General features: G+C 50.0%; 19 protein-coding genes and 4 tRNA genes. 21 read left to right on the top strand and 2 right to left on the bottom strand.

Going from position 1 to position 24,583, the window contains the following annotated elements:
• Positions 1-174: 174 nt before the first annotated feature.
• Positions 175-1,344: a methionine aminotransferase gene (locus tag DHf2319_RS00920; RefSeq protein ID WP_243478939.1), complete on the bottom strand. Its 1,170-nt coding sequence runs from the start codon at positions 1,342-1,344 to the stop codon at positions 175-177.
• A 63-nt stretch (positions 1,345-1,407) separates the two neighbouring features.
• Between DHf2319_RS00920 and DHf2319_RS00915 the strand changes: the two genes are divergently transcribed.
• The 6 genes from DHf2319_RS00915 (at position 1,408) to DHf2319_RS00890 (ending at position 7,624) form a co-directional block, all read left to right on the top strand.
• Entirely contained in the window at positions 1,408-2,463 is a 1,056-nt protein-coding gene (locus tag DHf2319_RS00915; protein WP_243478938.1) for an AbrB family transcriptional regulator, read from the top strand.
• A 218-nt stretch (positions 2,464-2,681) separates the two neighbouring features.
• Positions 2,682-4,601, top strand: a complete 1,920-nt coding sequence (mnmG, locus tag DHf2319_RS00910; RefSeq protein WP_243478937.1) for a tRNA uridine-5-carboxymethylaminomethyl(34) synthesis enzyme MnmG — start codon at positions 2,682-2,684, stop codon at positions 4,599-4,601.
• 56 nt (positions 4,602-4,657) lie between these two features.
• Positions 4,658-5,290, top strand: coding sequence for a 16S rRNA (guanine(527)-N(7))-methyltransferase RsmG (rsmG, locus tag DHf2319_RS00905; protein ID WP_243478936.1), 633 nt, complete (start codon positions 4,658-4,660; stop codon positions 5,288-5,290).
• Positions 5,283-6,077 carry a ParA family protein gene (locus DHf2319_RS00900; RefSeq protein WP_243478935.1) on the top strand — a complete coding sequence of 265 codons (795 nt, stop codon included), beginning with the start codon at positions 5,283-5,285 and terminating at the stop codon, positions 6,075-6,077. The genes rsmG and DHf2319_RS00900 overlap by 8 nt, the downstream gene beginning before the upstream one ends.
• Positions 6,078-6,108: 31 nt before the next feature.
• A complete protein-coding gene (locus DHf2319_RS00895) occupies positions 6,109-7,020 on the top strand; it encodes a ParB/RepB/Spo0J family partition protein (protein WP_243478934.1) in 912 nt (303 codons plus the stop codon).
• Between the two features lie 139 nt (positions 7,021-7,159).
• Positions 7,160-7,624, top strand: coding sequence for an Hsp20 family protein (locus tag DHf2319_RS00890; protein ID WP_243478933.1), 465 nt, complete (start codon positions 7,160-7,162; stop codon positions 7,622-7,624).
• Between the two features lie 127 nt (positions 7,625-7,751).
• Here the strand turns inward: DHf2319_RS00890 and DHf2319_RS00885 are convergent, their stop codons facing one another.
• Complete coding sequence (locus tag DHf2319_RS00885) at positions 7,752-8,210, bottom strand: Lrp/AsnC family transcriptional regulator (RefSeq protein WP_243478932.1); 459 nt, start codon at positions 8,208-8,210, stop codon at positions 7,752-7,754.
• A 152-nt stretch (positions 8,211-8,362) separates the two neighbouring features.
• Here DHf2319_RS00885 and glmS point away from each other — a divergent pair, with 152 nt between their 5' ends.
• From glmS to rpoC, 15 genes are all read left to right on the top strand, one after another.
• On the top strand, positions 8,363-10,195 hold the full coding sequence (gene glmS, locus DHf2319_RS00880) for a glutamine--fructose-6-phosphate transaminase (isomerizing) (RefSeq protein ID WP_243478931.1): 1,833 nt from the start codon (positions 8,363-8,365) through the stop codon (positions 10,193-10,195).
• A gap of 8 nt (positions 10,196-10,203) precedes the next feature.
• Positions 10,204-10,665: a MaoC family dehydratase gene (locus DHf2319_RS00875; protein WP_243478930.1), complete on the top strand. Its 462-nt coding sequence runs from the start codon at positions 10,204-10,206 to the stop codon at positions 10,663-10,665.
• A 135-nt stretch (positions 10,666-10,800) separates the two neighbouring features.
• Positions 10,801-10,887 (top strand) — tRNA-Tyr (locus tag DHf2319_RS00870).
• Positions 10,888-10,917: 30 nt separating this feature from the next.
• A tRNA-Gly gene (locus tag DHf2319_RS00865) sits at positions 10,918-10,991 on the top strand.
• Positions 10,992-11,082: 91 nt separating this feature from the next.
• Positions 11,083-11,157 (top strand) — tRNA-Thr (locus tag DHf2319_RS00860).
• A gap of 89 nt (positions 11,158-11,246) precedes the next feature.
• Positions 11,247-12,437 carry an elongation factor Tu gene (tuf, locus tag DHf2319_RS00855; protein WP_243478918.1) on the top strand — a complete coding sequence of 397 codons (1,191 nt, stop codon included), beginning with the start codon at positions 11,247-11,249 and terminating at the stop codon, positions 12,435-12,437.
• 49 nt (positions 12,438-12,486) lie between these two features.
• Positions 12,487-12,562: transfer RNA gene (locus DHf2319_RS00850), tRNA-Trp, on the top strand.
• Positions 12,563-12,621: 59 nt separating this feature from the next.
• On the top strand, positions 12,622-13,005 hold the full coding sequence (gene secE, locus DHf2319_RS00845; protein ID WP_243478929.1) for a preprotein translocase subunit SecE: 384 nt from the start codon (positions 12,622-12,624) through the stop codon (positions 13,003-13,005).
• Positions 13,006-13,016: 11 nt separating this feature from the next.
• Positions 13,017-13,550, top strand: coding sequence for a transcription termination/antitermination protein NusG (nusG, locus tag DHf2319_RS00840; RefSeq protein WP_243478928.1), 534 nt, complete (start codon positions 13,017-13,019; stop codon positions 13,548-13,550).
• 65 nt (positions 13,551-13,615) lie between these two features.
• Positions 13,616-14,047, top strand: coding sequence for a 50S ribosomal protein L11 (gene rplK / locus DHf2319_RS00835; RefSeq protein ID WP_243478927.1), 432 nt, complete (start codon positions 13,616-13,618; stop codon positions 14,045-14,047).
• A gap of 1 nt (position 14,048) precedes the next feature.
• A complete protein-coding gene (rplA, locus tag DHf2319_RS00830; protein ID WP_243478926.1) occupies positions 14,049-14,753 on the top strand; it encodes a 50S ribosomal protein L1 in 705 nt (234 codons plus the stop codon).
• A gap of 220 nt (positions 14,754-14,973) precedes the next feature.
• Complete coding sequence (gene rplJ, locus DHf2319_RS00825; RefSeq protein ID WP_243478925.1) at positions 14,974-15,498, top strand: 50S ribosomal protein L10; 525 nt, start codon at positions 14,974-14,976, stop codon at positions 15,496-15,498.
• 81 nt (positions 15,499-15,579) lie between these two features.
• The gene (gene rplL / locus DHf2319_RS00820; protein WP_243478924.1) at positions 15,580-15,960 is read left to right on the top strand and encodes a 50S ribosomal protein L7/L12; all 381 of its coding nucleotides are present in this window, start codon (positions 15,580-15,582) and stop codon (positions 15,958-15,960) included.
• 157 nt (positions 15,961-16,117) lie between these two features.
• Entirely contained in the window at positions 16,118-20,230 is a 4,113-nt protein-coding gene (rpoB, locus tag DHf2319_RS00815; protein WP_243478923.1) for a DNA-directed RNA polymerase subunit beta, read from the top strand.
• Positions 20,230-24,483, top strand: coding sequence for a DNA-directed RNA polymerase subunit beta' (gene rpoC / locus DHf2319_RS00810; protein ID WP_243478922.1), 4,254 nt, complete (start codon positions 20,230-20,232; stop codon positions 24,481-24,483). Before rpoB ends, rpoC begins: the two co-directional genes overlap by 1 nt.
• The last annotated feature ends 100 nt before the right edge of the window (positions 24,484-24,583 follow it).

The following is a 24,583-nucleotide window of genomic DNA, read 5'->3' as shown; positions in this document are numbered from 1 at the left end:
GAGTTTATCCACAGCCTTTTTGCTCTCTAAGTTTATGATTAAATTTGAAAAATTTATGTTGTTCCACTTATCCACTGGATCTATCACTACCATTAGTTTTATATATAAGTACTTATTAACAAATCCACAACCAACAATCTATCTACAGAAAAGATCTGCAACTCTGTGACTCCCTCATATTTGCATTAGCCGTTCTATCGCTCGATCCAAGGTATCGTCAGTTTTAGCAAAGCAAAAGCGCACCAATCCATGGTTCGCTTCAATAGCGTCAGGACTTGCATAGAAGGCAGACACTGGTATGACAGTGACGCCATGCTCCTTGGTTAGCCACATTGCAAACTCGGCCTCTGGCATATCTGAAATGGCACTGTAATCAGCCAGCATAAAAAAGGTTCCGGGGCAGGCATATGGTTTAAAACGAGTCCTGCTTAATCCAGTAGCTAAGCGATCTCTCTTAGTCTTATAGAACTCAGGTAAATTTAGATAAGTTGAAGAATCACTGGTATAGTTGGCAAGTGCGTGTTGTAGTGGCGAAGGCACCGTGAAAACTAAAAATTGGTGAATTTTTCTGAGTTCTTTGGTTAGAGCTTCGGGAGCACAGCAGTAACCTATCTTCCAACCCGTTGTATGTGTTGTTTTACCGAAAGATGAAATCACAAATGATCTTTCTGCAAGTTTTGGTCTAGAAGCTAAACTCAAATGCCCTTGTGCGGTGAAAATGATATGTTCATAGACCTCATCCGATAGCAACAAAATATCAGTGCCGGCAATAATTTTTTCTAGCTCATTCAAATCACTGTCAGTTAACACAGCACCAGTTGGATTGTGAGGAAAATTGACCATGATAAGCTTGGTCTTTTTCGTTACAGCCGCACTGACACGGTCCCAATTCACATGAAACGTGTCATCTAAATTGCTCGGCGGATCCATGCTGACTCTTACTGGAACTCCGCCAGCCAGGCGTATAGCCGGAACGTAGCTATCGTAATTAGGCTCAATCACGATGACCTCATCGCCTGTATTTACGATAGATAGCACACTAGCCATGATCGCTTCAGTTGCTCCGCTAGTGACTGTTATTTCAGTGTCTTTGTTGTAGTTGCGTTTGTATAGGCTACTAACCTTGTCTCTAATTACTTCGCGCAATGAGTCCACACCAGGCATGTATGGGTATTGATTGTGACCAGCTAGCATGGCCTCATTGACCAATTCTAAAAGCCTGGGGTCAGCATTGAAATCTGGAAAGCCTTGACCGAGATTTATCGCGTTATGATCGAGCGCCATTTTGCTCATTACGGTAAAGATGGTGGTGCCGATATCTGGTAGTTTTGAGGTCAGTAGCATGTTTCTTGGCCTTTGGGTTTTATATAGTGTTGCTGTCGAATCATAGAGAATTTTGCTGGTCGCATGTTTAGTCACTTTGCGTTTCGAGTTGTTTTTGGTGGTGTCGCCTCGTTAGTTGGAGCCTTGCTGGCACAGTTAGCGAACGTGCCATTGCCGTGGCTGTTGGGACCATTATTTTTTGTGGGCGCTTTACGTCTGATGAGCGCGCCGATATCCACCATTAAGCCCCTAAGAAATGTTGGGCAATGGATCATTGGTGTTTCGCTAGGACTTTACTTTTCCCCCGAAATTGGAAGGCTGATTCTTGATCATTGGTTTGCACTTTTGATCGGCATGTTGGTTGCATTGTTACTGGGGGTTTTTGGGACGTGGCTTTTATGTCGTCTTGGCCGGGTTGACGTTAAGACTGCCTGGTTTTCCTCTGCGATTGGTGGTGCTTCTGAAATGAGTGTGCTAGCCGAGCGTTATGGAGCACGTGTGGATTTGGTCGCCAGCGCACATAGTTTGCGGGTATTGGCAGTTGTAACCATCATTCCGTTTGGTTTTGAGTTTGCTGGAATCAGTGGTTCAGATGCAAGCGTATTGTCGCTGGTGCCGCTTAACTACATTGATTTGTCAATGACAGGACTAGTCGCATTAATAGCTGGTTTTTTATTTGCTCGGTTACGAATTACAAGTGCTTGGGTTTTGGGACCGCTGACTGCTACTGCAATCTTGTCTCTAACGGAGTTTTCTATGACTACCGTACCGAGTTGGTTTATCAATAGTGGTCAGTTGTTTCTTGGATGGTCCATAGGCGACAGGTACCGCCCGGCTTTTTTCAAGGCAGCTCCGAGATTCATGTCTGCAGTAGCCATTTTTTCCGTTATGTCGATCTGTATTGTTGCAGTCATAGGTTTGCTTGCAGCAAAGCTAACTGGTTTGGCGCTACCAACAATTTGGTTGGGTATGGCGCCAGGTGGTTTGGCAGAGATGGCAATTACGGCAAAAGTTCTGTTGCTTGGGGTACCGATGGTGACGGCTTTTCAGGTTAGTAGGATGGCTTTTGTCGTTCTATCGACCGGTGCCATATATAAATGGCTAATTGAGCCACGTGTAAAACATTCGACGAATAACTGACTAATCGATCTATCAGAACAAAAAAGTTATTAAAAGATGTCCACAGCATTTCCACAGGCTATCCACATGGTTGTCCACAGACCTAGGTAGGCGAGACTGTTTCACGTGAAACACAAATAAGTAGAGCTGACACCGGAATGTTCCACGTGAAACAGCTTTGTCGTCTTACTGAGCGGGCCGTATAATACGTGTCCGCTTAGTGCCATAGGATTACAGAAATGTCTTTCGCAGAAACCTACGATGTTATTGTCATCGGCGGTGGCCATGCAGGTACAGAGGCCAGTCTGGCGGCTGCTCGACGGGGCGCGAAGACACTATTGCTAACACATAATGTGGATACTCTAGGGCAAATGTCTTGCAATCCATCAATAGGTGGAATTGGAAAAGGGCATTTGGTTAAAGAAATTGATGCCCTAGGCGGTGCTATGGCGCTAGCAACAGATGAGGCCGGGATACAGTTCAGAATCCTGAATGGGTCTAAGGGTCCAGCAGTCAGGGCAACACGGGCACAAGCAGATAGAACGCTGTACAAAAAAGCTATTCGTAGCAGACTCCAAAAGCAGCCCAACTTAAAAATTTTTCAGCAAGCTGCTGACGATCTCATTGTTCAGGGAGATCGCGTTGTTGGGGTGGTGACCCAGTTAGGTATTCGATTCGAAGCCAAAGCAGTGGTGTTAACCACTGGAACATTTTTAAATGGGCTTGTACATGTCGGATTGCAAAACTATTCAGCAGGTAGAGCTGGTGACCCTCCAGCAATTTCATTAGCGGCGAGACTAAAAGAGCTGAAGCTTCCGCAAGGGCGTTTAAAAACAGGGACGCCGCCAAGAATTGATGGGTCGTCAATTAATTTTGCAGTGTTGACAGAACAACCAGGTGACTTGAATCCTGTGCCGGTTTTCTCGTACTTAGGTACAGCTGACATGCATCCACCACAAGTTCCGTGTTGGATTACGCATACGAATGAGAGGACTCACGACATTATTCGGGGCGGGTTGGATCGGTCACCGATGTACAGTGGTGTTATTGAGGGTGTGGGGCCACGGTATTGTCCCTCAATAGAAGACAAGGTTCATCGCTTTTCTGAGAAAAATAGCCATCAGGTATTTCTCGAGCCTGAGGGGTTAGACACCAACGAGTTTTATCCCAATGGTGTCTCAACGTCGCTGCCCTATGATGTGCAGCTTGATATGCTTCGTTCATTGCCAGGCCTTGAGAATGCACACATTGTCAGACCTGGTTATGCGATTGAATATGATTACTTCGATCCAAGAGCTTTGTTTCCAACATTGGAAACCCGTAGCATCAAAAACCTATTTTTCGCCGGCCAGATTAACGGTACGACGGGATATGAAGAAGCTGCTGCTCAGGGACTATTAGCAGGTATTAATGCTGCAGGTGTTTCACGTGAAACAGAGCAATTTGTACCGACTCGTGGCCAAGCCTATTTAGGGGTTTTAGTAGATGATTTAGTGACGAAAGGTGTCACCGAACCCTACCGCATGTTTACGTCGAGAGCAGAATACCGCCTTAGCTTGCGAGAAGACAATGCAGACATACGTTTGACCGAACTAGGTCGCAAGCTAGGACTAGTTACCGATGTGCGGTGGGACCACTTCAACCGCAAACGTGATGCGGTAGAGATGGAAAAGCAGCGGTTGAAATCCACCTGGATTCACCCGGGGCTTATTAGTGAGCAAGAAGCGACTCGAGTGTTTGGGAAGGCACTGGAGCGTGAATATTCGCTAGCAGACCTATTGCGCCGACCCAATGTTACATATGAAACTCTGATTACGCTCGAGGACATCGATGGGAATCGCCTGAGCCAAGGACTCGCTGCTAATAGTCCGGAAGCCGAACAAGTCGAGATTCAGACCAAGTATGAAGGGTACATAAAGCGCCAGCATGAAGATGTCGAAAGACAAAAGCTGCAAGATGAGCTTAAGATCCCTGCAGACCTTGAATATGATGATCTCACCAGCTTGTCATTTGAGGTCCGACAAAAGCTGAAAGAGCATAGACCGCTTACAATAGGGGCTGCGAGCCGGATTTCAGGTATCACACCAGCAGCTATTGCGACGTTGCTAATCTACTTGAAAAAGAAAAGCGTTAAATCGACTGTAAAAAGCGCAGCGTGATGTCGACCTCTGAGCAGCATAAGATACCGTTGTTTCGAAGGTTGCAAAGAGCACAGATGCAGCTTCAATTGGGTTTGTCAGAAAAGGATCAGACCAATCTAATCCAGTTCCTGTACGAGCTAGAAAAATGGAATCGAACGTACAACTTAACGGCAATTAGATCAATTGACGACATGTTGATTCAACATGTATTCGATTGCCTGGCGATTGTCCCATCCATTAATGCCTATGAAGAATGTCATAAAACTGGGTTTGATCTAATCGCTGATGTTGGCAGCGGTGCTGGGTTACCAGCAGTTGTGTTAGCGATCTCCAGACCGCATAGTCAAGTTATTAGTATCGATACCGTTGAGAAAAAAACAGCATTTGTACAAAATGTCGCCAATCGGCTTGGTCTAGTAAACTTGCAGGTTAGGCATGACCGAGTAGAAAAAATCAAAGACATTAAGGCGAATTTAGTTTTGTCTCGTGCCTTTGCATCACTAGAGCAGTTCGTAGACCTATCAAGCAATATCGTAGATGACAGCGGAACAATGGCCGCGATGAAATCGAAACAGCTGGAGTCCGAAATACAAGTACTCGGTCATCGAAGCGATGGATGGAACGTACACCAGGTAGATGAAATTCGAGTTCCGGAAATGAGCGCTAAACGATATTTGGCCTGGTTGCAAAGGAAGCAGGATGACTGAAACAGCAAGACCTACAACACCAAAGATATTTTGTATTGCCAATCAAAAGGGTGGTGTAGGGAAGACAACCACAGCCATCAATTTAGCAGCAAGCCTAGCTTTGCATGGGCGCAAAGTCCTTTTGGTGGACCTGGATCCTCAAGGTAATGCCACGATGGGTAGTGGCATTGATAAGGCCGCTCAAGAACATAACCTTTATCACGTACTCCTTGGAGAAGCCTCACTATCTCAGGCAGCAATCAAAGCCCCGGAAGGTGGCTATGATGTCCTGCCATCAAATCGAGAGCTCGCAGGCGCAGAAATCGACTTGGTGACGATGCCCGAGCGAGAGCGCAAATTGGGTCAAGCAATTCGAAGTAGTTCGACTACGTACGATTACGTTCTGATTGACTGTCCACCGACGCTATCTTTACTGACCTTGAACGGTTTGGCTGCAGCCAATGGCGTGATCATACCGATGCAATGCGAATACTTTGCGTTGGAAGGGCTGTCTGATCTGGTGAACACCGTAAAGCGTGTACACCGAAACATAAATCCAAACCTAAATCTGATTGGCCTACTAAGAGTCATGTTCGATACGCGAGTGACCCTACAGCAACAGGTATCAAAGCAATTAGAAGAACACTTTAGGGAAAAAGTGTTTCAAACGGTTATCCCAAGAAATGTTCGATTGGCCGAAGCACCTAGCTATGGCTTACCGGGCGTGATTTACGATAAATCGTCGCGGGGCGCCAAGGCCTATCTTGAGTTTGGAACAGAGCTGATTCAACGCGTAGAGAACCAGTAAGCGAAGAAAATTAAAACAAGGATCTGACAAGATGGTAACCAGAAAAAAGACGAAGGGATTGGGCCGAGGCCTAGACGCACTGCTAGGCTCTGACACCAATGCTTTGGATAATTTATCTGGAACGGATGCGATGCCTAAGCAGACGTTAAGTGTTAGCCAGCTGCAAGCTGGTAAATATCAGCCGCGTACGAAAATGGATGACGCCGCTATTGCGGCGCTAGCAGATTCGATAGCTCAACAGGGCGTTATGCAGCCATTGCTCGTAAGAAGCGTCACAACCGAGGTTGGTGAAGACGCCTACGAAGTTATTGCTGGCGAACGACGACTGCGGGCAGCCATCAAAGCCGGACTTGATGAAGTTCCTGTCATTATCAAAGATGTTGACGATGAACAAGCCGCCATCATGGCCTTAGTTGAAAACATTCAACGAGAAGATCTCAACCCAATGGAAGAGGCTAAAGGAATCAAAAGACTTCTCGATGAGTTTGCATTCACCCATGATCAAATCGCATCAACTATTGGAAGGTCGCGTTCTGCTACTAGCAACCTACTTCGACTTTTAAATCTAGCGCTGCCGGTTCAAGAGATGGTGATGCAAGGAGCACTCGACATGGGCCATGCGCGTGCATTACTGTCCCTTCAGGCAGCTGAGCAAATTCAGGCGGCCAACCTGATTGTTGCCAGAGGGTTATCAGTACGTGAAGCTGAACACCTGGTAAACCGCGGATTGTCTGGACCCAAAAAATCCTCTCACAAAAAGGAAAACCCCAACCAGGATCTTGTGCGCATGCAGGACCGACTGGCTGACGAGTTTGGTACAAAGATTGCCATCAAAGCGAACGCCAAAGGAGCTGGTCAGTTAACACTTAGCTTTCACGACTGGGAACAGTTTCACGGACTGCTCGAAAAGATGGGCCTACGCTCACTGCTTGATGAGACATGACATCCTAGTGGGCTAACGCAGAATCACACATATCTACCCCTTGAAAAAAAATTAATCGCCCTCATCTCTTTGACAGAGTCAGTGCTTAACCAAGGCTGACTCACAAACTTCAACTTGCTCTTCGTAGGAGATGAAAGAGATGAACTATCCATTTGGACGCAACATTCTATTAAGCACGGTTGGTTTTGACAGGCTGCTAAATGCCTTTAACGACCTCGAAAAATCCGTAGCAGAAACTAAATCGGTGACTTATCCCCCGTATAACATTCTCAAGATGGGTGAGCATGATTACGCGATCGAGATAGCAGTGGCTGGTTTTAATAGCGATGAGATCGATATCACTGTCGACAATAACAAACTAACGGTTACTGGCAAAGTTGCTCAAACCAGCGATACCGAGTATCTACATCGCGGCATCGCCACACGTGATTTCACTCGCGAGTTCACGTTGGCAGAGACGGTGGTGGTTCGCTCTGCTGATATGCAGAATGGTTTGCTCGTTATTAATCTGCAAAACATCGTACCCGAAGCCTCCAAGCCAAAACGCATTGAGATTGGCGCCAGGGTCGAACCTAGATTGGTAAGAGAGCCTAAGGCCGCCTAAATTATTAGCACAGTAGCCAAGCGCTGCTTTAGGGCGATATGAACTGCTAAATAAGAAAGATGCCGCGCAGAGTCGCGGCATCTACATGCTTGGTGTATCGGATAGCTTTCGCGACGCACCAAGGCTCCTAGACTGGAATACTGGTAGTGAACTTTGAGCGCAAAACTGTAAAGAATGACCGCACATTGCGTACCCCATTCGACACAGTAAACAGGTTTGAGGCAAGCTCGTGATAAGCCTGCATATCAGGAAGTGCTAAGACAAGGATAAAGTCAGGGCCGGTTGAGACCTGATAACACTGTTGAACAAACCCAGAAGCAGAAGCTATCGATTCGAAAGCCGTTAATGACTCTACTGTTTGGGATCCAAGGGTGATCTCAACTAAGGCGAGCAGTGGTTGGCCAACTGCTTGTGGATTCACGATGGCAACCACTTTTTCAATGGCACCCATTTCTTTCAAACGACGAACCCGCCGCTGACAAGTCGCCGGGGATAGATGTATGCGTTGACCCAATGCTTCGTTAGTTAAGTCAGCGTTGATTTGCAACTCACGCAGAATTTGTCGATCAATCTGATCTATTTTCATTTTGATTGAAACAGCTAGAAAAATGAGCAAAAAAATTATTTTCTGAGACTATCACTTTTTTTTCTCAATAAGTAAGAAAATTTGATTAAAAAAATATCATGCTTAGGTTGATAATCAGCAAACATCATAATGACCGTGATTAAGGATCAACCATGTGCGGAATTGTGGGGGCGGTTTCCAAGCGAGATATCGTGCCATTGTTAATCGAAGGATTACAGCGGCTTGAGTATCGTGGCTACGATTCTTGCGGTGTTGCTACCTTCACCAATGGCGAATTACGAAGAGCGCGTAGTACCGAGCGTGTATCGCAATTGGCCGAAACGGTGAAGGCTGAAAAGCTGATTGGTTACACCGCGATTGCTCACACCCGGTGGGCGACACATGGGGCCCCTGAAACACAAAACGCTCACCCGCACTTTTCAGCTAAGGGTGGATCAGCACCGCGCTTTGCATTGGTTCACAACGGCATTATTGAAAACTACGAAACACTTCGCACCCGCCTTCAGGACAAGGGCTACCAATTCGAAAGCCAGACCGATACAGAAGTCATTGCGCATCTCGTGAATGATTGTTACGACTCAGACTTGCTAGAGGCCGTCAAGCTTGCGGTAGGGCAATTGAAGGGAGCTTACGCCATCGCTGTATTTTGTAGGGACGAACCGCATAGAATTATCGTGGCTCGCGACGGATCGCCATTGGTGGTCGGTCTGGGCGACCAAGAGAGCTTGTTAGCCTCAGATGCACTGGCCTTGGCTGGTGCGGCTAAGCAGGTTATGTATCTGGAGGATGGTGACGTCGCAGACCTGCAAACGGAGCACATCTGGATATTCGATCGCTCCGGCCAACTAGTGACACGTCCCCAGCATCCCTTGCTAGCGCATTCAGCCGCTGTTGAACTAGGCCCCTATCGCCACTTCATGCAAAAGGAGATTTTTGAGCAGCCTCGCGCAGTCGCTGATACGCTCGATGACATCACAGGGGTAACCTCAGAGTGGTTCGGTGATGGTGCTCATGCAGTTTTTACTACGATTGACCGAGTGTTAATTTTGGCTTGCGGCACGAGTTATTACGCTGGCTTGACAGCTAAGTATTGGATTGAGTCGATCGCAAGAATTCCGGTGTCGGTTGAAATAGCGAGCGAATATCGCTATCGCGATAGCGTCCCAAACCCAAGTACATTAGTCCTTACTATTTCTCAGTCGGGCGAAACAGCCGATACGCTAGCAGCACTAAAGCACGCCCAGTCTTTGGGGATGGGCTACACCCTGACGATTTGTAATGTACAAAGCAGCGCCATGGTGAGAGCTAGCAAATTAAACTTCATCACTCGCGCAGGTGTTGAGGTCGGGGTAGCATCGACCAAAGCTTTCACCACACAGCTAACAGCATTGTTTTTATTGGCGCTAACACTGGCTGATGCTAAGGGTAAAATTGATTCCGAAGAGGAAATCCGACAGTTTCATTCGTTGCGACATTTGCCATCGGCGATCACCGCGGTTCTGGCGCTCGAACCACAAATAATTGCCTGGTCTGAGCGATTCGCCTCTTGCGAGAACGCGCTGTTTCTTGGGCGTGGTCTACATTACCCGATCGCACTCGAGGGTGCACTGAAGCTCAAAGAAATAAGCTACATCCATGCGGAGGCTTACCCAGCTGGTGAACTAAAGCACGGGCCGCTAGCGTTGGTGACAGATCAAATGCCGGTCGTGACGATTGCACCGAATGATGCCTTATTGGAAAAACTAAAATCAAATATTCAAGAGGTTCGAGCCAGAGGTGGTGAATTGTATGTATTTGCTGATGCCGATACTCACATTAAACCGGCTGAAGGTATGCATGTGATCAGGATGCCCGAGCACTACGGCCTGCTATCGCCCATTCTGCACACGATTCCCTTGCAATTATTGGCCTATCACACTGCTTGCAGTCGGGGTACCGATGTTGATAAACCTCGCAATTTAGCCAAGAGCGTGACAGTGGAGTAGTGTTGTAAATGTTTCAATTCAAACAGTATTACTTTGATGATTTTGAGGTGGGAGAAGAGTTTCCCATCCCTTCACGAACCATGACCGAAGCATTGTTTGCAGCCTTTCAATTGGCGAGTGCAGACAATCACCCAAGTCACTACGATGTGGAGTATTGCCGTCAACGAGGGATGCCGAACCTTGGGGCGCATGGATTTCAGATACTGATACAGACAGCCGCCGGTGCCGGGTGGTTCCCACACTACGTTGAGGAGTCGATGAAGGGATTCATCGAGCAGTCAAGCCGTTTTATCAAGCCGGTGTATGTGGGAGACACCCTTTACCCTCATTTAAAAGTGGCGCAGCTAGACTGCGGTCGAAGCACGGGCGTCGTTACTCTGGCTTCAACAGTCCATAACCAACGTCAAGAGCTAGTCATGGAAGGCACGCAAAAATATCTTATTAAGCGGCACCCGAGTAAGTTTTGTTAGACGAGAATTCAAGGATGCGTATTGATACCGTGCCTCGCCACATCAACACGAAATATCGATACTCACCACCCTGACTACAAACCCACTCAATTTGACAACTTCACGACTTACCCTCATAATTGTCGGTTCTCTTTCGGAGGGGTGCCCGAGTGGTTAAAGGGGGCAGACTGTAAATCTGTTGGCCTTGCGCCTACGTTGGTTCGAATCCAACCCTCTCCACCAGAGAATTGTTGTTTGGGATAGTCGACCCACGCGGGTGTAGCTCAATGGTAGAGCAGAAGCCTTCCAAGCTTACGACGAGGGTTCGATTCCCTTCACCCGCTCCAGACTCCTTGTTCAATCTTAGATTGCCGAGGTGTATGCGGGGGATCGGAATCCCGACCGACAAGAGGAGCTACTTATAGGTAGTTCGGTATTGCCCATGTGGCTCAGTGGTAGAGCACTCCCTTGGTAAGGGAGAGGTCACGCGTTCGATCCGCGTCATGGGCACCAGAATGAAGCAGGCCAGTTCTGAAAAGCTGGTTTGTTAAATGCGTAGTTTTTAAACCCTAACAGCTTCCATTCAGGTCTAGGAGTTTGTAATGGCAAAAGGCAAGTTTGAGCGTACCAAGCCCCACGTGAACGTGGGCACGATTGGTCACGTGGATCACGGCAAGACGACGCTGACAGCGGCGATCACGACAGTGCTGTCGCGCAAGTTTGGTGGCGAGGCCAAGGACTACGCAGCCATTGATGCGGCGCCCGAAGAGCGCGCACGTGGCATCACGATTAACACCGCGCACGTGGAGTACGAGACAGCGAATCGTCACTACGCGCACGTTGACTGCCCAGGCCACGCGGACTATGTGAAGAACATGATCACGGGTGCAGCGCAGATGGACGGTGCGATTTTGGTGGTGTCGGCTGCTGACGGCCCAATGCCCCAGACGCGTGAGCACATTTTGTTGTCACGTCAGGTGGGCGTGCCTTACATCATCGTGTTCCTGAACAAGGCCGACATGGTCGATGATGCCGAGCTGCTTGAGCTCGTGGAGATGGAAGTTCGCGAACTGCTCTCGAAGTATGACTTCCCGGGTGACGATACCCCGATCGTGAAGGGTTCGGCGCTCAAGGCGCTTGAGGGTGACACCGGTGAGCTGGGTGAGCAGGCGATTTTGGCGTTGGCCGAGGCACTGGACACCTACATTCCGACGCCTGAGCGTGCGGTGGATGGTGCGTTTTTGATGCCGGTTGAAGACGTGTTCTCGATCTCGGGTCGTGGCACGGTGGTCACGGGCCGTATTGAGCGTGGCGTGATCAAGGTCGGTGAGGAAATCGAGATCGTGGGTATCCGCGATACGCTGAAGACGACCTGCACGGGCGTGGAGATGTTCCGCAAGTTGCTCGATCAGGGTGAGGCCGGTGATAACGTGGGTATTTTGCTGCGTGGCACCAAGCGCGAGGAAGTCGAGCGCGGTCAGGTGTTGGCCAAGCCCGGTTCGATCAACCCGCACACGGAGTTCACCGCCGAGGTGTACATCTTGTCCAAGGAAGAAGGTGGGCGTCACACGCCGTTCTTTAACGGCTATCGTCCGCAGTTTTACTTCCGTACGACGGACGTGACGGGCACGATTGATCTGCCGGCAGACAAAGAGATGGTGTTGCCGGGAGATAACGTGGCGATGACGGTCAAGCTGATTGCGCCGATCGCCATGGAAGAGGGTCTGCGCTTTGCGATCCGCGAAGGCGGTCGTACCGTGGGCGCCGGCGTCGTCGCTAAAATCTTGAAGTAAATCGGTATCGAGGCTTCTGGACTACGGTCTAGAGGCCTGTCAGGGGTTTAGGGGCATAGCTCAATTGGCAGAGCGTCGGTCTCCAAAACCGAAGGTTGGGGGTTCGATTCCCTCTGCCCCTGCCACGATGACCAGAACAGATTAACGTGCCTCGATAGTTCTAGAGGCGGAGTCGGTGGAAAGAATGTCCAACCAAAACGTGCAGACAGTTACCAGTATGGCAGACCGCATTAAATTGCTTGCTGCGGTTTTGGTTATTGTCGCAGGCATAGTGGCCTTTTCCGCATTAGATCCTCAGCTTGCGACTCCTGTGCGTGTGGCAATCTTCATTGTAAGTTTGCTAGTGGCTGCGGGTATTGCTGCTATCAGTGAGCCTGGCCGTAGATTTATCGGGTTTGCTCAAGAGTCCTATTACGAAGTCCGAAAAGTTGTTTGGCCTACCCGTAAAGAAACGATACAGATGACGGGTATCGTTTTCGCTTTTGTTGCTGTTATGGGTATTTTTTTGTGGGTGCTGGACAAAAGCTTGGAGTGGTTGCTCTATAGCGTAGTGCTTGGCTGGAGATAACAGGAACAACGATGAGTAAGAAATGGTACGTGGTTCATGTTTACTCCGGCATGGAAAAAAGTGTTTCCAAGGCCCTAAGTGAACGTATTGAGAGAGCTGAATTAGGTGGCTTGTTCGGAAAGATTCTTGTGCCTTCCGAAGAGGTCGTGGAAGTTAAAGGTGGCCAAAAATCAATCAGCGAGCGGCGAATTTTCCCTGGTTACGTGTTAGTGGAAATGGAACTCACTGACGAAACGTGGCACTTGGTGAAGAGTACGCCGCGAGTAACAGGGTTTCTTGGTGGTTCCGGTAACCGTCCGACCCCTATCTCTGAGAATGAGGTCAATAAGATCCTGTCTCAAATGGAGGAAGGTGTCGAGAAACCGAGACCCAAGATCCTGTTCGAAGTTGGTGAGATGGTGCGAGTTAAAGAAGGACCGTTTGCTGACTTTAATGGCAACGTTGAGGAAGTGAATTACGAAAAAAGCAAGGTACGGGTATCTGTAGCGATTTTTGGTCGTTCCACACCTGTAGAGCTTGACTTTAGCCAAGTAGAAAAAACGTAGTAGCAATTTATTTTTAAACCGGGGAGTCATCTATTGATGACGCTTGTACCCACAAGGAGTATTAAATGGCGAAGAAAATCGTCGGTTTCATCAAGCTGCAAGTGCCAGCTGGTAAAGCCAACCCATCCCCTCCGATTGGTCCGGCACTGGGTCAGCGCGGCTTGAATATCATGGAGTTCTGCAAAGCGTTCAATGCGCAAACGCAATCTCTTGAGCCAGGCTTGCCAATCCCAGTGGTTATCACAGCCTTTGCTGATAAGAGCTTTACATTTGTGATGAAGACGCCACCCGCGTCAATTCTGATCAAAAAAGCAGCTGGTATCCAGAAAGGATCCCCCAAACCCCATACGGATAAGGTCGGCAAGCTCACCAGAGCTCAGGCTGAAGAAATCGCAAAAACCAAAACACCAGACTTGACGGCAAGCGATCTAGACGCTGCTGTGCGCACCATTGCGGGTAGCGCTCGCAGCATGGGCGTTACGGTGGAAGGAGTTTAAGATGGCCAAACTATCAAAGCGTATGGCGGCTGTTGCACAGAAAATAGACCGCACAAAACTCTATCCGGTTTCTGAAGCATTAAGTCTCGTAAAAGAGTGTGCTACCGCCAAGTTCGATGAATCGATCGACGTTGCGGTTCAGCTCGGTATCGACCCCAAGAAATCTGACCAACTGGTTCGTGGCTCCGTGGTGATGCCTGCTGGTACCGGTAAAACCATGCGGGTTGCCGTGTTTGCGCAGGGCGATAAAGCTGAGCAAGCGAAAGCAGCCGGTGCCGATATTGTCGGCATGGAAGACTTGGCTGAACAAATCAAAGGTGGCAATCTAAATTTTGATGTCGTCATCGCCTCACCCGATGCAATGCGTGTCGTGGGTGCGCTTGGTCAAGTGCTTGGCCCACGCGGGCTGATGCCTAATCCCAAAGTGGGTACGGTGACTCCCGATGTTGCGCAGGCAGTCAAGAATGCCAAGGCGGGTCAGGTTCAATATCGTACCGATAAGGCAGGCATTATCCATGCCACGATTGGTCGCGCATCGTTCGGTGTAGAACAATTGCAAACCAACCTTTCTGCACTTGTGGACGCTTTAAACAAAGCGAAACCTACAGCAGCTAAAGGCGTTTATCTGCGAAAGGTGGCTGTTTCATCAACAATGGGTGGTGGTGCCCGTATCGAAGTTTCTTCGGTTACTGCACCGCAGTCTTAATAATTTGTAAAGACTTTGGGCTGTGTCTGCGGTTGTATGCAGACACTGCTGTCAAAGACCGCTGGAGTGCCTGTAGCAGTTAGACAAGCACTTAATACCGAATTCGGATCCAGCGCAGACGGCGTCCATGGAAGAATTCTTAATTGAACTCAACCAGGTTCGCCGCATTCGGCCGACACAGAGAATTTTTCTCAGTGTCATTTGATGGAGTGTTCAAACCGTGAGTCTCAATCGTCAAGAGAAAGCGATCGTCATCGAGGAGGTTTCCGCCCAGTTGGTCGGTGCCCAGTCGATAGTGGTTGCTGAGTATCGTGGTCTGGATGTTGCTACCGTCACCGTACTGCGCAAAACTGCGCGTGAGTCTGGCGTTTATCTGCGTGTTCTGAAGAACACGTTGGCACGCCGCGCTCTGGCAAACACGCCTTTCGAGGCTCTGTCAGAGCAGCTGACGGGTCCGCTGATCTACGGGATTAGCAAAGACCCTGTCGGTGCTGCAAAAGTGTTGTCAACTTTTGGAAAAACCAACGAGAAGCTCATTATCAAAGCAGGTGCGCTACCCAATAGCGTGCTTGATGCTAACGGCGTCAAAGCTTTGGCCACGATGCCGTCTCGTGAGGAACTGCTTTCCAAGTTGCTTGGCACGATGCAAGCACCCGTTGCACAGTTTGTTCGTACGCTTAACGAAGTTCCAACGAAGTTTGTGCGTGGCCTAGCGGCCGTTCGCGATCAAAAGCAAGCGGCCTGACCGCGGGAGCTTGAAAAAATAAGTTGGAATGGACGACAACAACGTCTTAAACCTGGTTAAACAAATATTTTGGAGTTCACAATGGATAAAGCTGCAATTCTCGACGCAATCGCCGGCATGACCGTGCTGGAATTGTCTGAGTTGATTAAAGAAATGGAAGAAAAGTTCGGTGTATCAGCTGCTGCTGCTGCAGTTGCTGTTGCAGCCCCCGCTGCTGGTGGTGGCGATGCTGGCGGCGGTGCTGCTGAGCAAACCGAATTCACCGTTGTCTTGGCTGAAGCAGGTGCCAACAAGGTAAGCGTCATTAAAGCTGTGCGTGAATTGACCGGCCTGGGCTTGAAAGAAGCCAAGGATCTGGTTGATGGTGCACCGAAGCCTGTCAAGGAAGGTGTTGCCAAGGCTGACGCTGAAGAAGCCAAGAAAAAGCTCGAAGAGGCTGGTGCCAAGGTCGAGCTCAAGTAATTGTTGTTTTACGTTGCCCGGAGATGCCCAATGGCCTCTCCGGGTTTCGCGCCTTCAGGAAACCCGTTTGTAGTTCGGTTATTTGACAGTCGAGTTTCCTGAAGTCGTACCTCCGGGCCGTGGTTGACGGCCCCTGTAACCTCGAGTCGGAGTGCTCATGCCATACTCGTTCACCGAAAAAAAGCGCATCCGCAAAAGCTTCGCGAAGCGTGAGGACGTGCAGGACGTTCCATTTCTTCTAGCGACACAGCTTCAATCCTACCTTACTTTCCTGCAAGCAGATACTGCGCCATCACAGCGACATGATGAAGGATTGCAATCTGCTTTCACATCTATTTTTCCGATAGTCAGCCATAACAATATGGCAAGGCTGGAGTTCGTCAGCTATTCGCTTGGCGAACCAGTGTTTGACGTGAAGGAATGTCAGCAGCGTGGCCTAACGTATGCGTCGGCTTTGCGCGCCAAGGTGCGTTTGGTGCTAATGGACCGTGAGGCCAGTAAGCCAACTACCAAAGAAATCAAAGAGCAGGAAGTGTACATGGGCGAAATGCCGCTCATGACCAGTACCGGCTCATTTGTGATCAATGGTACCGAGCGGGTCATCGTATCGCAGCTGCATCGTTCACCAGGCGTGTTTTTTGAACATGACCGCGGTAAAACGCACAGCTCTGGCAAGCTTTTATTCTCAGCACGGATCATTCCGTACCGCGGCTCTTGGCTTGACTTTGAGTTCGATCCGAAAGACATTCTGTTCTTCCGGGTAGACCGTCGACGCAAGATGCCTGTGACGATTTTGCTTAAGGCAATCGGGATGACGCCTGAAGCGATCCTTGCGCATTTCTTCGACTTTGACCAGTTCGAACTACAGGCAGATGGCGCTTACATCGATTTTGTGGCGGAACGCTGGAAAGGTGAAGTTGCTCGCTTTGACATCACAGATAAGAGCGGCAAAGTGATTGTCGAAAAAGACAAGCGAATCAACGCCAAGCATTTGCGTGACATCGCTGCGGCCGGCATCACTCGTATTTCGGTAACCGACGATTTCCTGATCGGTCGCACATTGGCTGGCAAGATCGTGGATACAGAGACTGGCGAACTGGTCGCCGCAGCAAATGATGAGATTACCGAGGGCTTGCTCGCGAATATTCGTGCTGCGGGTATTCGGGAGATTCAAACGCTGTTCATTAACGACCTCGATAAGGGTCCGTACATCTCACAAACGTTACGCACGGATGAGACAGCAGACCAGATGGCAGCCCGCGTTGCCATCTATCGCATGATGCGTCCTGGTGAACCGCCAACCGAAGATGCAGTTGAGGCGCTGTTCCAACGTTTGTTCTACAGCGAGGAAACTTACGATCTGTCCCGAGTCGGACGTATGAAAGTTAACAGTCGACTTGGCCGCGGCGACGATGCGTCGGGCCCGATGACTTTGACTGACGAGGACATTCTGGAGACCATCAAGCTTTTGGTGGAATTGCGTAATGGTCGCGGCAACATCGACGATATCGACCACTTGGGCAATCGCCGTGTACGCTGTGTTGGAGAGTTGGCTGAGAACCAATTCCGCGCTGGTTTAGTACGAGTTGAGCGTGCAGTTAAAGAGCGCTTGGGTCAGGCGGAAACTGAGAACTTGATGCCGCATGATTTGATTAACTCCAAGCCAATTTCAGCGGCAATCAAAGAGTTTTTCGGGTCGAGCCAGTTGTCGCAGTTCATGGATCAGACCAACCCGCTTTCTGAGATCACACACAAACGCCGTGTCTCAGCACTCGGCCCGGGTGGCTTGACTCGAGAGCGTGCAGGCTTTGAGGTGCGCGACGTCCATCCTACTCATTACGGTCGTGTTTGCCCAATCGAGACGCCAGAAGGTCCTAACATTGGCCTTATCAATTCGATGGCACTGTATGCTCGACTCAATGAGTACGGCTTTCTAGAAACGCCTTACCGCAAAGTGGTAGACCGACAGGTCACCGATGAAATTGAGTATTTGTCTGCCATTGAAGAAAGCAAATTTGTAATTGCTCAGGCAAACGCACAACTCAACGACAATGGTGTATTTGTTGATGATTTGGTGGCATGTCGACAAGCAGGTGAAACCTTGCTGACGTCGCCGGAAAACATCAATTACATCGACGTGGCGCCTTCGCAAATTGTTTCGGTGGCAGCCTCTTTGATCCCATTCCTTGAGCATGATGACGCAAACCGCGCATTGATGGGTGCAAACATGCAGCGTCAGGCAGTCCCTTGCTTGCGTCCGCAAAAGCCGCTGGTGGGAACTGGTGTTGAAAGAACCGTAGCTGTCGACTCTGGCACGACGGTGCAGGCTTTGCGTGGCGGCGTGGTTGATTACGTTGATGCCGAGCGTATTGTGATCCGTGTCAATGACGACGAGAACGTCGCCGGCGAAGTCGGTGTTGATATTTACAACCTGATCAAGTACACCCGCTCGAATCAGAATACGAACATTAATCAGCGTCCGATCGTGGGACGGGGTGATCGTGTTCGCAAAGGTGATGTGCTTGCAGATGGCGCATCGACGGATCTTGGCGAGTTGGCGCTTGGTCAGAATATGCTGATCGCTTTCATGCCCTGGAACGGTTACAACTTCGAAGACTCGATCCTGATCTCGGAGAAGGTTGTCGCTGAAGACCGCTACACCTCAATCCACATTGAGGAGCTTACGGTGGTGGCGCGGGATACCAAGCTCGGTCCGGAAGAGATTACCCGTGATATTAGTAATTTGGCCGAGAGTCAGCTCAACCGCCTTGATGAATCGGGCATTGTGCATATCGGCGCAGAAGTGCGTGCCGATGATGTGCTCGTTGGTAAGGTCACGCCCAAAGGCGAAACTCAGCTGACGCCTGAAGAAAAGTTGCTGCGTGCAATTTTTGGTGAAAAAGCTTCCGATGTGAAAGATACGTCGTTACGTGTGCCTTCCGGCATGGTTGGAACCGTCATCGATGTTCAGGTTTTCACGCGTGAAGGCATCGCTCGTGACAAGCGGGCCCAGTCCATCATCGATGATGAGTTGCGTCGCTACCGGCAGGACTTGAATGATCAGCTGCGTATCGTAGAAAACGACACGTTTGATCGTATCGAGAAGGTGCTGGTCGGTAAGACAGTTAATGGTGGTCCACGTAAGCTAGCAAAAGGCTCGACGATTACCAAAGACTATCTCGGGGAACTCGATCGTTGGCAGTGGTTTGATATCCGTCTGGCTGATGAAGACCATGCCGTTGTGCTTGAACAAGCCAAAGAGTCACTCGAAGCCAAGCGTCACCAGTTCGACTTAGCGTTTGAAGAAAAGCGCAAGAAGTTGACGCAGGGTGACGAATTGCCCGCAGGCGTGCTGAAGATGATCAAGGTCTACTTGGCAGTCAAGCGCCGCTTGCAGCCTGGCGATAAGATGGCTGGTCGCCACGGTAACAAGGGCGTGGTGTCCAAAATAGTGCCCGTGGAAGATATGCCTCACATGGCTGATGGCACACCTGTCGATATCGTTTTGAATCCGCTGGGCGTGCCCTCACGGATGAACGTCGGACAAGTACTGGAGGTTCACCTCGGGTGGGCAGCTAAAGGTATTGGCTACCGCATCAATGATATGTTGCGCGAGCAGCAAAAAGCTGATGCCAAGGCGGTTCGGGCCTATCTTGACCGGGTCTACAATGAAACTGGTGCCGGTGCGCAAATTGACAAGCTCACAGATGCGGAGGTTCTCGAGCTTGCTCGTAACCTGACCGATGGTGTTCCGTTCGCTACCCCAGTGTTTGACGGTGCGTCGGAAGCTGAGATTGGCAAGATGCTCGACATGGCGTATCCAGAGGACATCTCTGAAAAGGTTGGTCTGACACCAAGCCGAACTCAGGCATGGCTATACGACGGTCGCACGGGTGATCAGTTTGAACGACCCGTTACGGTCGGCTATATGCACTACCTTAAACTACACCACTTGGTCGATGACAAGATGCATGCCCGTTCAACGGGTCCGTACTCGCTCGTTACGCAACAACCGCTCGGTGGTAAGGCACAGTTTGGTGGTCAGCGCTTCGGTGAGATGGAAGTCTGGGCACTCGAGGCTTATGGCGCGTCTTATACCCTGCAGGAAATGCTTACGGTTAAGTCGGATGATATTGGTGGTCGTACCAAGCTTTATGAAAATATTGTCAAGGGTGATCACACCATCGACGCTGGCATGCCGGAGTCCTTCAACGTTCTTGTCAAAGAGATTCGCTCTTTGGCCTTGGACATGGATTTGGAGCGTAAATAATGAAAGCGCTACTAGACCTATTTAAACAAGTCTCGCAAGACGAGCGTTTTGATGCTATCAAGATTGGCATTGCTTCCCCAGAGAAGATTCGCTCTTGGTCTTACGGTGAGGTTCGTAAGCCTGAGACGATCAACTATCGTACGTTCAAACCCGAGCGTGATGGCTTGTTTTGCGCAAAGATCTTTGGCCCCATCAAGGACTACGAGTGCTTGTGCGGTAAATACAAGCGCTTAAAGCACCGCGGTGTTATTTGTGAGAAATGTGGCGTTGAGGTCACCGTTGCTAAAGTGCGCCGTGAGCGCATGGGGCACATCGAACTTGCAAGCCCAGTCGCACATATTTGGTTCTTAAAGAGTTTGCCGTCCCGGTTGGGTATGGTGCTCGACATGACGCTGCGTGATATTGAGCGCGTCTTGTATTTCGAGGCTTGGTGCGTTATCGAGCCGGGTATGACCCCGCTTAAACGCGGTCAAATCATGTCAGACGACGACTTTTTGGCGAAGACCGAAGAGTACGGCGATGAATTCAAGGCGTTGATGGGCGCTGAAGCGGTTCGCGAGTTACTGCGTACGATCGACATTGATCGCGAGGTAGAGACTCTGCGCGCCGAATTGAAAGCCACGTCATCAGATGCCAAGATCAAGAAAATCTCCAAGCGCTTGAAAGTGCTGGAGGGTTTCCAAAAATCTGGCATCAAGCCCGATTGGATGGTGATGGAAGTCTTGCCGGTGTTGCCACCAGACTTACGCCCACTCGTGCCGCTTGATGGCGGTCGATTTGCGACTTCTGACTTGAACGATTTGTATCGTCGCGTCATCAATCGTAACAATCGTCTGAAGCGCCTGCTTGAATTGAAAGCGCCAGAGATTATTCTGCGCAACGAAAAGCGAATGTTGCAAGAGTCTGTAGACTCCTTGCTTGACAACGGCCGTCGCGGCAAAGCCATGACCGGCGCCAATAAGCGTCAGTTGAAGTCACTGGCTGACATGATCAAGGGTAAGAGCGGTCGTTTCCGCCAGAACCTCTTGGGTAAGCGTGTTGATTACTCTGGACGTTCTGTCATCGTGGTGGGTCCGACACTTAAGCTGCATCAGTGCGGCTTGCCCAAACTAATGGCGTTGGAGTTGTTTAAGCCATTCATTTTTAATCGACTTGAAATGATGGGCTTGGCTGCTACGATCAAGGCGGCTAAGAAGCTTGTTGAGAGTCAAGAGCCAGTGGTTTGGGACATTCTTGAAGAAGTCATTCGCGAGCACCCAGTGCTGTTGAACCGTGCGCCGACACTGCACCGTCTTGGTATTCAAGCATTTGAACCGGTGTTGATCGAGGGTAAAGCAATTCAGTTGCACCCACTGGTCTGCGCCGCTTTCAACGCTGACTTCGACGGCGACCAGATGGCAGTGCACGTGCCATTATCGTTAGAAGCGCAGCTAGAAGCGCGTACGCTGATGCTGGCCTCAAACAATGTCCTTTTCCCAGCCAACGGCGAACCATCGATTGTGCCTTCGCAAGATATTGTGCTTGGCCTCTACTATGCAACCCGAGAGCGTGTCAATGGCAAGGGTGAAGGCATGTTCTTTGCCGATGTGGCTGAGGTTCAGCGCGCTTACGACAACAAGGAAGTGGAGCTTCAGACCCGCATCACGGTTCGTTTAACCGATTGGAGTCATGATGCTCATGGTGAGTGGGTTTCCGAAACCAAGCGTGTAGAGACGACGGTTGGGCGAGCCTTGCTGTCGGAAATCATGCCGCGTGGATTGCCATTTGAGGCAATGAACCGAGCGCTGAAAAAGAAAGAAATTTCCCGCCTGATCAACCAATCATTCCGCCGCTGTGGCTTGCGTGATACGGTGATCTTTGCCGATAAGTTAATGCAGTCGGGCTTTCGACTGGCAACCCGTGGTGGTATTTCGATTGCCATGGGTGACATGTTGGTACCTGAGGTCAAGGCGGAAATTCTTGCTCAAGCTAGCACCGAGGTCAAAGAGATTGACAAGCAGTACTCTTCGGGTCTCGTCACCGCGCAGGAACGCTACAACAACGTAGTGGATATCTGGGGCAAGGCCGGCGACAAAGTCGGCAAGGCGATGATGGAGCAGCTTGCATCCGAGCCTGTCGTTGATCGCCATGGTAAAGAGACTCGCCAGGAATCGTTTAACTCGATCTACATGATGGCAGACTCAGGTGCCCGTGGTTCTGCGGCCCAGATTCGTCAGCTTGCAGGTATGCGCGGTTTGATGGCAAAGCCTGACGGTTCGATTATCGAGACGCCTATTACCGCTAACTTCCGTGAAGGGTTGAACGTTCTGCAGTACTTCATCTCAACGCACGGTGCTCGTAAGGGTCTGGCAGACACGGCGTTAAAAACAGCGAACTCAGGTTATCTGACTCGTCGTTTGGTTGATGTCACGCAGGATCTGGTGATTACAGAAGACGATTGCGGTACAACTCATGGCTATGCAATGAAAGCCCTTGTTGAGGGTGGTGAGGTCATTGAGCCTTTGCGCGAGCGTATTTTGGGTCGAGTCGCTGCTGTAGATATCGTTAATCCCGATACTCAAGAAACGGCGATTTCAGCCGGAACCTTGCTCGATGAAGATATGGTTGATTACATCGATCGCCTTGGCATCGACGAAGTTCGAGTTCGCACCCCGCTGACTTGCGAAACCCGTCATGGCCTCTGCGCTCATTGTTACGGACGTGACCTGGGTCGCGGCTCGTTGGTGAACGTGGGCGAAGCCGTTGGCGTGATTGCTGCCCAATCGATTGGTGAGCCCGGAACGCAGCTCACGATGCGTACCTTCCACATTGGTGGTGCTGCGTCCCGTGCCGCGATGGCTAGTAGTGTGGAAACCAAATCGGCCGGTACAGTTGGCTTTGCTAGCTCAATTCGCTACGTAACCAACCCCAAGGGCGAACGTGTTGCCATCTCACGTTCTGGCGAGATCATTATTTTTGGTGAGAACGACCGCGAACGTGAGCGTCATAAAGTACCCTACGGTGCAACACTGCAGGTTAATGATGGCGAAGGCGTTAAAGCAGGTGCTCGTTTGGCGACCTGGGATCCATTGACCCGCCCGATCATTTCGGAGTACGCCGGAACAATCCGCTTTGAGAACATCGAAGAGGGGGTGACTGTTGCCAAACAGGTCGATGAAGTAACAGGCTTGTCAACGCTTGTGGTTATCACACCGAAGACTCGTGGTGGTAAGACCGCTCAACGCCCGCAGATCAAGTTGATTGGTGATAATGGCGAAGAGGTAAAGATCGCCGGCACCGACCACTCGGTCAACATCTCATTCCCGGTAGGTGCGCTGATTACGGTTCGTGATGGACAGCAAGTCCACATCGGTGAAGTTTTGGCGCGTATCCCGCAGGAATCGCAAAAGACTCGAGACATTACTGGCGGTCTGCCACGTGTGGCGGAATTGTTTGAAGCCCGCTCACCGAAAGATGCGGGTATGTTGGCAGAGGTGACTGGTACTGTTTCTTTTGGAAAAGACACCAAAGGCAAGCAGAGATTGGTTATCACAGACCTCGATGGCGTATCCCACGAGTTCTTGATTTCCAAAGACAAGCAAGTCCTTGTTCACGATGGCCAAGTGGTCAACAAGGGCGAGGTCATTGTCGACGGGCCACCTGATCCACACGATATTCTGCGCTTGAAGGGCATTGAACAACTAGCGACCTACGTGGTTGATGAAGTTCAAGATGTGTATCGTCTGCAGGGCGTGAAAATCAATGACAAACACATCGAAGTGATTGTGCGCCAGATGCTGCGTCGTGTTCTGATCGTTGATGCGGGTGACACCTCGTTCATTCCGGGTGAACAAGTCGAGCGCTCAGAGCTTCTGAATGAGAATGATCGCGTTATCGCTGAGGGTAAATTGCCCGCCACTTATGAAAACGTGTTGCTTGGTATCACTAAGGCCTCGCTATCGACAGATTCGTTTATTTCGGCTGCATCGTTCCAGGAGACCACGCGTGTCCTAACCGAAGCTGCCATTATGGGTAAGCGTGATGAATTGCGTGGCCTGAAAGAGAACGTCATTGTCGGTCGATTGATTCCAGCTGGTACTGGCATGGCCTACCATGAAGCGCGTCGTGATAAAGAAGCCTTCGATGAGGCTGAGCGCGAGGCAGCACGGGCGCTTGCCAATCCTTTCGATGAGGCGCCGGCAACTGTGGCAGAAGGTGGTGAAGACTCGGGAGAGCCGGGGTCTGAGCCAACCGACGAGGCTTCAGCTCAGTAAGATCACCGGGATCAAGTCGGTCTTGATCCCGGTAACTGTGTTGGTATCAAATTTGACAAATCCAGGGCAGTCGTATATGCTTACGGGCTCTGTCAAATTG

Source organism: Orrella daihaiensis, from assembly GCF_022811525.1.
GTDB classification, from domain to species: Bacteria; Pseudomonadota; Gammaproteobacteria; order Burkholderiales; family Burkholderiaceae_B; genus Algicoccus; species Algicoccus daihaiensis.
This window is presented reverse-complemented; position numbering and strand designations above follow the sequence as displayed.

Coding starts and splice junctions, on each gene's coding strand:
- rplA (WP_243478926.1), top strand. CDS start 14,049: ATGGCCAAACTATCAAAGCGTATGGCGGCTGTTGCACAGAAAATAGAC.
- rplL (WP_243478924.1), top strand. CDS start 15,580: ATGGATAAAGCTGCAATTCTCGACGCAATCGCCGGCATGACCGTGCTG.
- DHf2319_RS00875 (WP_243478930.1), top strand. CDS start 10,204: ATGTTTCAATTCAAACAGTATTACTTTGATGATTTTGAGGTGGGAGAA.
- tuf (WP_243478918.1), top strand. CDS start 11,247: ATGGCAAAAGGCAAGTTTGAGCGTACCAAGCCCCACGTGAACGTGGGC.
- rpoC (WP_243478922.1), top strand. CDS start 20,230: ATGAAAGCGCTACTAGACCTATTTAAACAAGTCTCGCAAGACGAGCGT.
- rsmG (WP_243478936.1), top strand. CDS start 4,658: ATGCAGCTTCAATTGGGTTTGTCAGAAAAGGATCAGACCAATCTAATC.
- secE (WP_243478929.1), top strand. CDS start 12,622: ATGTCCAACCAAAACGTGCAGACAGTTACCAGTATGGCAGACCGCATT.
- DHf2319_RS00900 (WP_243478935.1), top strand. CDS start 5,283: ATGACTGAAACAGCAAGACCTACAACACCAAAGATATTTTGTATTGCC.
- DHf2319_RS00920 (WP_243478939.1), bottom strand. CDS start 1,344: ATGCTACTGACCTCAAAACTACCAGATATCGGCACCACCATCTTTACC.
- DHf2319_RS00885 (WP_243478932.1), bottom strand. CDS start 8,210: ATGAAAATAGATCAGATTGATCGACAAATTCTGCGTGAGTTGCAAATC.
- rpoB (WP_243478923.1), top strand. CDS start 16,118: ATGCCATACTCGTTCACCGAAAAAAAGCGCATCCGCAAAAGCTTCGCG.
- rplK (WP_243478927.1), top strand. CDS start 13,616: ATGGCGAAGAAAATCGTCGGTTTCATCAAGCTGCAAGTGCCAGCTGGT.
- mnmG (WP_243478937.1), top strand. CDS start 2,682: ATGTCTTTCGCAGAAACCTACGATGTTATTGTCATCGGCGGTGGCCAT.
- DHf2319_RS00895 (WP_243478934.1), top strand. CDS start 6,109: ATGGTAACCAGAAAAAAGACGAAGGGATTGGGCCGAGGCCTAGACGCA.
- glmS (WP_243478931.1), top strand. CDS start 8,363: ATGTGCGGAATTGTGGGGGCGGTTTCCAAGCGAGATATCGTGCCATTG.
- DHf2319_RS00915 (WP_243478938.1), top strand. CDS start 1,408: ATGTTTAGTCACTTTGCGTTTCGAGTTGTTTTTGGTGGTGTCGCCTCG.
- nusG (WP_243478928.1), top strand. CDS start 13,017: ATGAGTAAGAAATGGTACGTGGTTCATGTTTACTCCGGCATGGAAAAA.
- DHf2319_RS00890 (WP_243478933.1), top strand. CDS start 7,160: ATGAACTATCCATTTGGACGCAACATTCTATTAAGCACGGTTGGTTTT.